At 63.8% G+C, this 9,161-nt stretch carries 10 protein-coding genes; 6 read left to right on the forward strand and 4 right to left on the reverse strand.

Annotated features, from left to right (window positions below):
• On the reverse strand, positions 1-1,231 hold a 1,231-nt coding region (locus EOA60_RS08430; protein ID WP_164899232.1), incomplete at its 3' end, for a HAMP domain-containing histidine kinase.
• 255 nt (positions 1,232-1,486) lie between these two features.
• Between EOA60_RS08430 and rpmH the strand changes: the two genes are divergently transcribed.
• Genes rpmH through yidC form a run of 3 tightly spaced genes read left to right on the forward strand, consistent with a single transcriptional unit; the run spans position 1,487 to position 3,823 of the window.
• Entirely contained in the window at positions 1,487-1,621 is a 135-nt protein-coding gene (gene rpmH / locus EOA60_RS08435) for a 50S ribosomal protein L34 (RefSeq protein WP_008833937.1), read from the forward strand.
• A 16-nt stretch (positions 1,622-1,637) separates the two neighbouring features.
• Positions 1,638-1,991: a ribonuclease P protein component gene (rnpA, locus tag EOA60_RS08440; protein ID WP_095825495.1), complete on the forward strand. Its 354-nt coding sequence runs from the start codon at positions 1,638-1,640 to the stop codon at positions 1,989-1,991.
• 14 nt (positions 1,992-2,005) lie between these two features.
• On the forward strand, positions 2,006-3,823 hold the full coding sequence (gene yidC / locus EOA60_RS08445; RefSeq protein ID WP_095799029.1) for a membrane protein insertase YidC: 1,818 nt from the start codon (positions 2,006-2,008) through the stop codon (positions 3,821-3,823).
• Positions 3,824-4,168: 345 nt separating this feature from the next.
• Here the strand turns inward: yidC and EOA60_RS08450 are convergent, their stop codons facing one another.
• The 3 genes from EOA60_RS08450 to EOA60_RS08460 are packed head-to-tail and all read right to left on the reverse strand — an operon-like array spanning position 4,169 to position 7,246.
• On the reverse strand, positions 4,169-5,710 hold the full coding sequence (locus tag EOA60_RS08450; protein WP_095825494.1) for a DHA2 family efflux MFS transporter permease subunit: 1,542 nt from the start codon (positions 5,708-5,710) through the stop codon (positions 4,169-4,171).
• Positions 5,707-6,999: an HlyD family secretion protein gene (locus EOA60_RS08455; RefSeq protein ID WP_095825493.1), complete on the reverse strand. Its 1,293-nt coding sequence runs from the start codon at positions 6,997-6,999 to the stop codon at positions 5,707-5,709. The genes EOA60_RS08450 and EOA60_RS08455 overlap by 4 nt, the downstream gene beginning before the upstream one ends.
• Positions 6,992-7,246 carry a hypothetical protein gene (locus EOA60_RS08460; protein WP_095825492.1) on the reverse strand — a complete coding sequence of 85 codons (255 nt, stop codon included), beginning with the start codon at positions 7,244-7,246 and terminating at the stop codon, positions 6,992-6,994. Before EOA60_RS08460 ends, EOA60_RS08455 begins: the two co-directional genes overlap by 8 nt.
• A gap of 167 nt (positions 7,247-7,413) precedes the next feature.
• Between EOA60_RS08460 and EOA60_RS08465 the strand changes: the two genes are divergently transcribed.
• From EOA60_RS08465 to yihA, 3 genes are all read left to right on the forward strand, one after another.
• Entirely contained in the window at positions 7,414-7,728 is a 315-nt protein-coding gene (locus EOA60_RS08465) for a hypothetical protein (RefSeq protein WP_095825578.1), read from the forward strand.
• Between the two features lie 96 nt (positions 7,729-7,824).
• A complete protein-coding gene (locus tag EOA60_RS08470; RefSeq protein ID WP_095825577.1) occupies positions 7,825-8,463 on the forward strand; it encodes a CatB-related O-acetyltransferase in 639 nt (212 codons plus the stop codon).
• Positions 8,460-9,131 carry a ribosome biogenesis GTP-binding protein YihA/YsxC gene (gene yihA / locus EOA60_RS08475; RefSeq protein WP_067002997.1) on the forward strand — a complete coding sequence of 224 codons (672 nt, stop codon included), beginning with the start codon at positions 8,460-8,462 and terminating at the stop codon, positions 9,129-9,131. Before EOA60_RS08470 ends, yihA begins: the two co-directional genes overlap by 4 nt.
• The last annotated feature ends 30 nt before the right edge of the window (positions 9,132-9,161 follow it).

The raw sequence follows: 9,161 nt of genomic DNA on the forward strand, positions 1-9,161 counted from the left end.
TGCCCAAGCGCTCGGCCGAGACGGCGAGCCGACGCACCACCGCGCTCTCGGTGTCGGCCGCCATTGCCTGCACCGAGTTGCGGCACAGATTGGTGAGCACGCGGAAGAGCTGGTCGGAATCGGCGTCGACTTCGAAGGTGAGCTCGACGGCATTGATGAATTCGATGCCCTCCTCGATATCGAGCAGGCCGTGCACGTCGTCGACCAGCTGGCGCAGCCGCAAGCGGCGGCGCGACGGCGCCGGCTCCTGTGTGCGGCCATAGGCAAGCACGCCCTCCGAATAGGCGACGGCGCGGTCGAGCGCGCGCAGGAGCTTCGGCGCGAAGGACTGCACGGTCGGATCCTTCACCTGGCGCAACCGGTCCGACATAAGCTGCGCGGAAGCCAGGATGTTGCGCATGTCGTGGTTGATCTTGGACACGGCAAGCCCGAGATTGGCGAGGTGCTTCTGCTCGGCGAGCATTTTTTGCAGCCGATCCTGCATCTGCGACAACTCGCGCTCGGCGACGCCGATCTCGTCGGCACGCTCCGTCGGGCAAATTATGCGGCCGGGATCGTCCGGCGCCTCGGAGAAGGACAGGATCGAGCGCGTCATGGTGCGGATCGGGCCGATCATGATCAGATCGATCGCCGCATAGACAAGCATGGCGGTGAACAGCGAGATCAGCAGCGAGACGACGGCGACGTTACGCGAATATCTGAGCATGGCGTTGCGCAGACTGTAGTCCGGCATGATCAGCTCGAATTCCTTGTCGCTGTCGCCGACCGGGCCGAAGACGCGCAGCATCCGGTTTCCGCCGGCGAACAGCGTTTCCAGCGCGCCGGTCATGCCGTTGACCAGACCGACATTGGCAATGTCGATATGCTCGTCGACCTTCGGCGGCATGTCGGCCACGACCAGCAGCCGCGAGACGCCGCCGTCGCGCACCGCGATCGCCTTGGCGCCGATCGCCATCAGCACGTCGTTCTGGGCGGTGTGCGACAGGGAGTTGGGCTCGCCCTGCAGCAACACGATCGACACGGCGGCGGAGGTGCTCAGCCGCTCCTTCAGCCAGTTCACCCGGTAGCTGGCGATCCAGGGCAGGAAGATCAGGATTTCGGCGAGCAGCACGAAGACGATGGTGAGAAGCAGAAGCTTGGTCGACAGACCGCGCGACAGCGGCACCCGGCGCGGCGAGCTTGCCGCCGCGGGGCGTGGCTTTTCATCCGTTGACAGGACTTCACTTGTCATGACGCGGTTTTCACGAAGGCTTGATCGAGCAAGATTATGCGATTTGCGGCTTTTTTGCCAATTTCGCCGCCAGCCAGTGAAAAAATGCCTTTGGGCGGGCTGGATTGACTTCCAAAATCCTTCTTCCTATAAGCCCGCTCACGCTCGGGCCTTCCGTCCCGGCGCGGTTTCGATCGCGCCTATAACCGGCCCGGCAAAGCTCCTGTTACAGTGTGACAGAATCAAGAAGGGCCGCACGCCGCGGTATTAAAACAAATGAAGCGTACCTACCAACCGTCCAAACTCGTCCGCAAGCGCCGGCACGGTTTCCGTGCCCGCATGGCCACCAAGGGTGGCCGCGGCGTCGTCGCAGCCCGCCGCAACCGCGGCCGCAAGCGGCTCAGCGCCTGAACGAAAGACGAGATCGTTGCCCGCAATCGGCAAGCCAAAGGGGAAAACTCCCGGGCGGCTTCTGAAACGCGCGGATTTCATGGCTGTGCGCGGCGGCGAGAAGCGCCGCGGGCGGCTTTTTCTGGTCGAGGTTCTCGACCGGGGCGACGATTGTGCGCCACGCGTCGGCTACACCGTGACCAAGAAGGTCGGCAACGCCGTGGTGCGCAACCGCGTCCGGCGGCGGCTGAGAGAAGCCGTGCGAACGCATGCCGCCGATGACATGGCGCCCGGCAGTGACTATGTCATCGTCGGGCGCGAAGACGTGCTTGCCATTCCGTTCGGCCAGTTGAAGGCCGAGCTTTCCCGCCGGCTGCGCGGAACACGATAGGCCAAGGGCTTTCGATGGAAAACAACCGCAATTTCTTCATCACCATCGCGCTGTCGGTGCTGATCCTGACGCTCTGGCAGGTGTTCTACATGAACCCCAAGATGGAGCAGCAACGCGAGCAGGCCCGCATCGAGCAGCAGCGCGTCGAGGCGCAGAAGAAGGAAGCGCAGGGGACCAATCCGGGCGCGGCCGGGACGCCGGCGCCGGCTCCGGGCGCCATCCCGACCGCACCTGGCGGCGAGACAGTCACTGTAGAGAGCCGTGACCAGGCTGTTGCCGCGACCAAGCGCATCAAGATCGACACGCCGAGCCTCGAGGGCTCGATCAATCTCACCGGCGCTCGCCTGGACGACCTCGAGCTCAAGCACTACACCGAGACGGTCGACAAGAATTCGCCCGAGATCCAACTCCTCAATCCGCAGGCGCTACCGACCGGCTATTTCGCCGAGATCGGGTTCGTCGGCACCGACAAGACCGGCGCGGTGCCGAGTTCCGACACGGTGTGGAGCGTTGAGGGCAATCCGACGCTGACCCCGTCGACGCCGGTGACGCTGACCTACACCAACGACAAGGGCCTGACCTTCAAGCGCACCATTTCGGTCGACAACGATTATATGTTCACCGTTTCGGACACCGTGCAGAATTCGGGAAGCGCTGCCGTCAGCCTGTTCAACTACGGTCGCGTCACGCGCTACGACAAGCCGGCGGTCGCCAGCACTTATGTGCTGCATGAAGGCCTGATCGGGGTTACTGGCACCGAGGGGCTGACGGAATACAAATACGCCGCCATCGAGAAGGACAAGGAAGTCAAGCCAGGCAAGTCGACCGACGGCTGGCTCGGCATCACCGACAAGTACTGGGCCGTCACCATGGTGCCGACCGAAAAGCAGCCCTTCCAGCCGCGCTACGGCTATTTCGAGGACGGGCGCCATCGCTACCAATCCGACTTCCTCACTGATCCGATCAACATCGAGGCCGGCCAGTCCGCAACCATCGAAACCGAAGTGTTCGCCGGCGCCAAGGAAGTCGCCAAGATCAACGCCTATGAGGCTGACCGCCATATTCGCCAGTTCAATCTGCTGATCGACTGGGGCTGGTTCTATTTCATCACCAAGCCGATGTTCTGGCTGATCGACACGCTGTACAAATTCTTCGGCAATTTCGGCCTAGCGATCCTGGCCACGACCGTCATCGTCAAGGCCATCTTCTTCCCGCTGGCCAACAAGTCCTACGCGTCGATGGCGAACATGAAGAAGGTGCAGCCGAAGATGCTGGAAATCCGCGAGAAATACGCGGACGACAAGATGAAGCAGCAGCAGGCGATGATGGAGCTCTACAAGACGGAAAAGATCAATCCGTTGGCCGGCTGCTGGCCGGTGGCGCTGCAGATCCCGGTCTTCTTCTCGCTCTACAAGGTGCTCTACATCACCATCGAGATGCGGCACGCGCCGTTCTTCGGCTGGATCCACGACCTCGCGGCGCCCGATCCGACCTCGGTGTTCAACCTGTTCGGCCTGCTGCCCTTCGCGCCGCCGGCCTTCCTCCCGCATATGGGCGCCTGGGCGGTCGTGATGGGCATCACCATGTTCCTGCAGATGCGCATGAACCCGACGCCGCCGGACCCGACGCAGGCCGCGGTGTTCACCTGGATGCCGGTCCTCTTCACCTTCATGATGGGTTCCTTCCCGGCCGGCCTCGTCATCTACTGGGCCTGGAACAACCTGCTCTCGATCCTGCAGCAGGGCGTGATCATGAAGCGCCAGGGCGCCAAGATCGAGTTGTGGGACAATCTGGCGGCGATGTTCCGCAAGAAACCATCGCCGGCGGAATAGATGGCACCCCGGCCCTAACACCAAAAACCCCGGCATGACCGGGGTTTTTTCGTTGGCGGCTTGCCCTATGGCGCTCCGGACAGAACTTCGCGCAGCCGTCTTTCGGAATTTGGCCTGCCCCCGCGAAACTGCGGCATGGCCTGCCTCGTAGCTTCCCCGGTCCTCCCCAAAAGCCGCGACGGCTTCCGGCGCAGCGACGCCGGTGTTGGGAAGGCCGTCCGGCAGGCCGGGGTCCCGCGGGGGGACCCCGGTTTTTCCTCCTAAAGCGCGACGCGCTTTAGGGACGTTGTAATGCAGTGTCGTTTTCCCAAAACCGCTCCACGCTTTTGGGCGACATGCACCAGCTCACTCCATGACGGCGCTGTGGTCGACCTTGGCCGGTGTGCCAGGCTTGCGCAGCAGAAGCACAAGCGGGATGGCGGCGAGCGAGAGCAACATCATCAGCTCGAAGTCGTCGACATAGCTGATGATCGTTGCCTGCAGCGTGACCAGCCCGTCGAGCGCGGCGCGGCCGGCGGCGGTGTAAGGGCTCAGCGCCTGCGCGATCGCCGGATCGCCGAACGCCGGACTATAGGGCGTCACATAGTCGGCGATGTTGGCATGGTTGATCTGCTGGTTCTGCGTCAGAAGCGCGGTGACGACCGAGATGCCGACGCTGGAGCCGATGTTGCGCGACAGATTGTAGAGGCCCGTCCCTTCAGCGCGCCGTTCCGGCGCCAGCGTGGCGAAGGTGATGGTGGTGAGCGGCACGAACAGGAAGCCTAAGCCGGCGCCCTGGATGAAGCCGGTGCGGATGATCGTCCATTGCGAAACGTCCGGGGTCCAGCCGGTCATGTCGTACATCGCCCAGGCGGTGACCGCGAGCCCCGTGAACAGCAGCCAGCGCGTGTCGACCTTGCCGACCAGCCGGCCGACAAGGAACATGCAGGCCATGGTGCCTAGGCCGCGCGGTCCCATGACGATGCCGGCGGTCACCACGGGATAGCCCATCAGCGTTTGCAGGTAGGGCGTCATCAGCGCCAGGGAGGCGAGATAGGTGATGCCGATGATGAAGATGAACACCATGCCGACCGCGAAATTCCGGTCGAGGAACAGCCGCGGGTTCACGAAGGTGTCGCGGGCGGTGAAGGTGTGGACGATGAAGATATAGAAGGCCGACGCGCAGACCAGCGCCTCGACGATGATCTCGGACGAGGAGAACCAGTTGAGCTGCTCGCCGCGGTCAAGGAACATCTGCAGCGAAGCGATGGCGAGGCTGAGCATGCCGAAACCCAACCAGTCGAGCCGGGCCTTGAGGTCGAGCTTGGTCTCCTGCACGAACATCGAGACGCCGGCGAAAGCCAGCACGCCGATCGGCACGTTGATGTAGAAGACCCAGCGCCAGGAAACATTCTCGGTCAGCCAGCCGCCGATGACGGGCCCAAGCACCGGGCCGACCATCACCGAGACGCCGAACAGCGCCATGGCCGAACCGCGCTCCTCGACGCTGTAGATGTCCAGCAGGATACTCTGGGACAGCGGTACAAGGGCGGCGCCGAACAGGCCTTGAAGCAGCCGAAAGCCGACGATCTGCGGCAGCGACTGGGCAAAGCCGCACAGCACCGAGGCGACGACGAAGCCGGTGATGGCGACCAGCAGGATGCGCTTGCGGCCGAAGCGGTTGGCAAGATAGCCCGAAGGCGGCGTCATCACCGCCGCGGCGACGATATAGGAAGTGAGCACCCAGTTGATCTGGTCGGCGCTCGCCGACACGCTGCCCTGGATATAGGGCAGCGCCACATTGGCAATGGTGGTGTCCAGCGCCTGCATGATGACCGCCAGGATGACGCAGGCGGTGATGGCTCCGCGATTGGCGACCGCAGGCGTGCCCGTGGCGACGGTGCTCATGACTTTTGCTCAAACCGCTTGAAGAGGTCGGTCACGAAATCGGGCAGGCCGCGGGCATGGCCGGTGTCTATGCTGACAACCGCGCTCATGCCCCCGCGCAGCGGCGGCTTGCCTTGCGGGTCGTCGATCGTCACCCGCATCGGAATGCGCTGCACGACCTTGACCCAGTTGCCGCTGGTGTTCTGCGCCGGAAGCAGCGAGAAGCTCGAGGACGAGGCCGGGCTGATGCTGCCGACCTCGCCATGCCAGACCTCGCCCGGATAGCCATCGATGCTGATCGTCGCCTTTTGCCCCGGCCGGACATAAGTGAGCTCGGTTTCCTTCGGCTCGGCGGCGATCCAGATGTCGGTCGACGAGACCAGGCTGAAGGCCGGCTGCGAGGCGGGAAGGTACTTGCCGACCTGCAGCGCATCGACATTGGTAACGACGCCGTCGAACGGCGCCTTGACGACGGAATCGCCGAGATTGCGCTGGGCATCATCCAGCGCCGATTGGGCCTGCAGGTAGAAGGGGTTCTTCTCGACCGGCTGGTCGGCGTCGCCGCCGAGCTGGGCGAGCGCTGCCTGCGCCTGCGCCTTGGCGACGATGACTTTCTGCCGGGCGGCGATGAGATCGTGCTGGGCGCTGTCGAAAGTCGCCTTCGAGGCGGTTGAGGTCTTGAGCAGATCCTGCTGACGCTGGAAGGCCGACTCGTAATAGGGGATGTCGGCCTCGGCCTGGGCGATCTGCGCCAGCGATTGCTGGTAGCTCGCCTGCAAGGTCAACACCTGGTTGCGCACCGTGCCGAGCTGCGCCTGAGCGCCGGCCAGCGCCGTCTCGAACGAGGCCGGCCGCAAGCGGAAGAGCACTTGGCCCTTCTTAACCGCCTCGTTGTCATGCACGTCGATCTCCTGCACGGTGCCGGAAACATCGGTGGAGACGCCGAGCGACTGCGCCTGGATATAGGCATTGTCGGTGGTCATGACCTGACCGCCGACGACGTAGTAATAGCCGCCGACCGCCAGCGCCACCGGAAGCAGCGCAAACAGGACAGACCGGGTTAAGCTGCGCCGCGGCTTGGCCCGGGCCGGCGAAGTTATCGTGACGGCGGCCGGCTTCGGCTGGGCCGAGGGTGCTTCGAGCGCAGCAGGTTCCGGCGCGACAGGGGCTTCCAGCTCATCGTTTTCGATCCCCGGATTGGCGGCACGCCTTTGCTCGCGCTGGCTGTCCAGGCGAATGACCTGGTCGCTGCTTCTGTCGCCGGCATTGTCGCCGTCGGCGGGTTTGCGTGGTGAGGCTGGTTCAGACATGGACTTTCTCCCGGTCGACAGCCGGCTGGGCGCAGGCCTCGAGCAGATTGGATTTGATCAGACAAAGTGTTTGCAGCTCCTGCCGCGCGTCCGCGGAAAGGTGAATGCCTTGCTGTCGAGACAGATAGGGCCGCACCTGCCAATGCCCGCGAGTCAGGCTCGAGCGGCGCGAGCGCTGCTCGAAGCGTTTTCCGGGCAGGCGCGCGACGTCGTGCAGGACGAAGCTGCTGGTGAGCGAGGAAGGCATGGGAGGAACTTCGGAGTCGGCAGACAAGCTTTCGTGAGCATGCTTATTATCATCATGCACATAATCCTGCTGGACGCGGTGTGCAAGACCAGCTAAGCCGCCTGGAGCAAACGTCGCGCCGACGTGGCGCAACTGAAGGCCGGCAGAGGCACGCACGAAAAATGAAGATGAACCGGCTCAGGATCGCGACCGTGGCTGCCCTCCTGACATGCGCGTTTCCGGCCGCCGCCAAGGAAGCGGTGAGCTGCGGCGGCGCGGCAATGCTCGGCGGCGCGCAGCTCAACTGCAGCCACGTGCAACCCAAGGCTCCGCCGCAGTTCTGCACCTATAGCTGGGCCCTGCACACCTCGGCCGGCGACCAGAAAGTCGTCGACGGCAGTTTCACGCTGCCGCCCGGCGCCTCCAACGTCCAGGTCTATCAGGGCAGCGGTTTCGACAGCGCGCTTTCCAACCCGATCGTGATCTGTCGCGGCAGCCGCTGAGCGCGGGTTGGTGCTGCAGCCGGATCACGGTAGTTTGATCGGGAGACAGCGTCGCCAGGGCGCCGCCTCGTGCCTGCCAACTACGGACTGACCGCGATGACCGGACCCAACCCCAACATCAAGCATCCCATTGCGATGCATCCGCGCGTCGGCTTCCTGAAGCCGCTGGTCAATGCGCCGAACATCGAGATCGGCGACTTCACCTATTACGACGATCCCGACGGCCCGGACAAATTCGCCGAGAGGTGCGTGCTGCACCACTATCCCTTCATCGGCGACAGGCTGATCATCGGCAGGTTCTGCGCCATCGCCGAGGGTGCCCGCTTCATCATGAACGGCGCCAATCACGCCATGTCCGGCTTCTCCACCTATCCGTTCAATATTTTTGGCCATGGCTGGGAGGAAGGTTTTGACCCCGAGACCTGGTCGAAAGAGATCCGCGGCGACACGATCGTCGGCAATGACGTGTGGATCGGCATGGATGCGGTGATCATGCCGGGCATCGAGATCGGCCATGGCGCGATCGTCGCCGCGAAATCGGTTGTCACGCACGACGTGCCGCCCTATGCGATCGTCGCCGGTAATGCGGCCAAGGTGGTGAAGATGCGCTTCGATGAGTTCACGGTGCGACGGCTTTTGAAAGCGGCCTGGTGGAACTGGCCGGTCGACAAGGTCAGCCGCAACCTCAACGCCATTCGAGGCGCCGACATTTCCAAGCTGGAGGCCGCCGTTTGAACGCGCCGGACAAAACCACGAGCGAAACTGCCATAAGTCCGGAGCTGTTCACCCGCGCGTGGATCTTCATCCGCGGCGTGCCGTCGATGAAATTCCTGCCGCCGGAAGGGCCGCCGGAGATCGCGTTTGCCGGCCGCTCCAACGTCGGCAAGTCGTCGCTGATCAACGCGCTGGTCGGCCAGAAGGGGCTGGCGCGCACCTCCAACACGCCCGGACGGACGCAGGAGCTGAACTATTTCGTGCCGGACGGCTTCTCCGGCGAAGGCGCCGACCTGCCGCCGATGGCGCTGGTCGACATGCCGGGCTACGGCTACGCCAGCGCGCCGAAGGATAAGGTCGATGCCTGGACGAAGCTGATCTTCGAGTATCTGCAGGGCCGCGTCACGCTGAAGCGCGTCTATGTGCTGATCGACGCCCGGCACGGCATCAAGGCCAAGGACGAGGAGGTGCTGTCGCTGCTCGACAAGGCGGCGGTGTCCTACCAGATCGTGCTGACCAAGACAGATAAGATCAAGGCGGCCGGCGTGCCGAAGCTGATCGAGGAGACGCTGGCCAAGATCAAGAAACGGCCGGCGGCGTTCCCGGCGGTGCTCGCGACTTCGTCGGAAAAGGCCTCAGGGCTCGAGGATCTGCGCGCGGCGATCGCCTTGGTGGCGAACGGCGGCTGACGCATTTTTCGCCTTGGAGCAGGGCAGCCG

Origin of the sequence: Mesorhizobium sp. M1A.F.Ca.IN.020.06.1.1 (assembly GCF_004023265.1) — a bacterium.
GTDB lineage: Bacteria > Pseudomonadota > Alphaproteobacteria > Rhizobiales > Rhizobiaceae > Mesorhizobium.

What these genes read in the sequence shown, in the direction of transcription:
- rpmH (WP_008833937.1), top strand. Translation starts at nt 1,487, where the DNA reads ATGAAGCGTACCTACCAACCGTCCAAACTCGTCCGCAAGCGCCGGCAC.
- yidC (WP_095799029.1), top strand. Translation starts at nt 2,006, where the DNA reads ATGGAAAACAACCGCAATTTCTTCATCACCATCGCGCTGTCGGTGCTG.
- EOA60_RS08460 (WP_095825492.1), bottom strand. Translation starts at nt 7,246, where the DNA reads ATGCCTTCCTCGCTCACCAGCAGCTTCGTCCTGCACGACGTCGCGCGC.
- EOA60_RS08465 (WP_095825578.1), top strand. Translation starts at nt 7,414, where the DNA reads ATGAACCGGCTCAGGATCGCGACCGTGGCTGCCCTCCTGACATGCGCG.
- EOA60_RS08470 (WP_095825577.1), top strand. Translation starts at nt 7,825, where the DNA reads ATGACCGGACCCAACCCCAACATCAAGCATCCCATTGCGATGCATCCG.
- EOA60_RS08455 (WP_095825493.1), bottom strand. Translation starts at nt 6,999, where the DNA reads ATGTCTGAACCAGCCTCACCACGCAAACCCGCCGACGGCGACAATGCC.
- EOA60_RS08450 (WP_095825494.1), bottom strand. Translation starts at nt 5,710, where the DNA reads ATGAGCACCGTCGCCACGGGCACGCCTGCGGTCGCCAATCGCGGAGCC.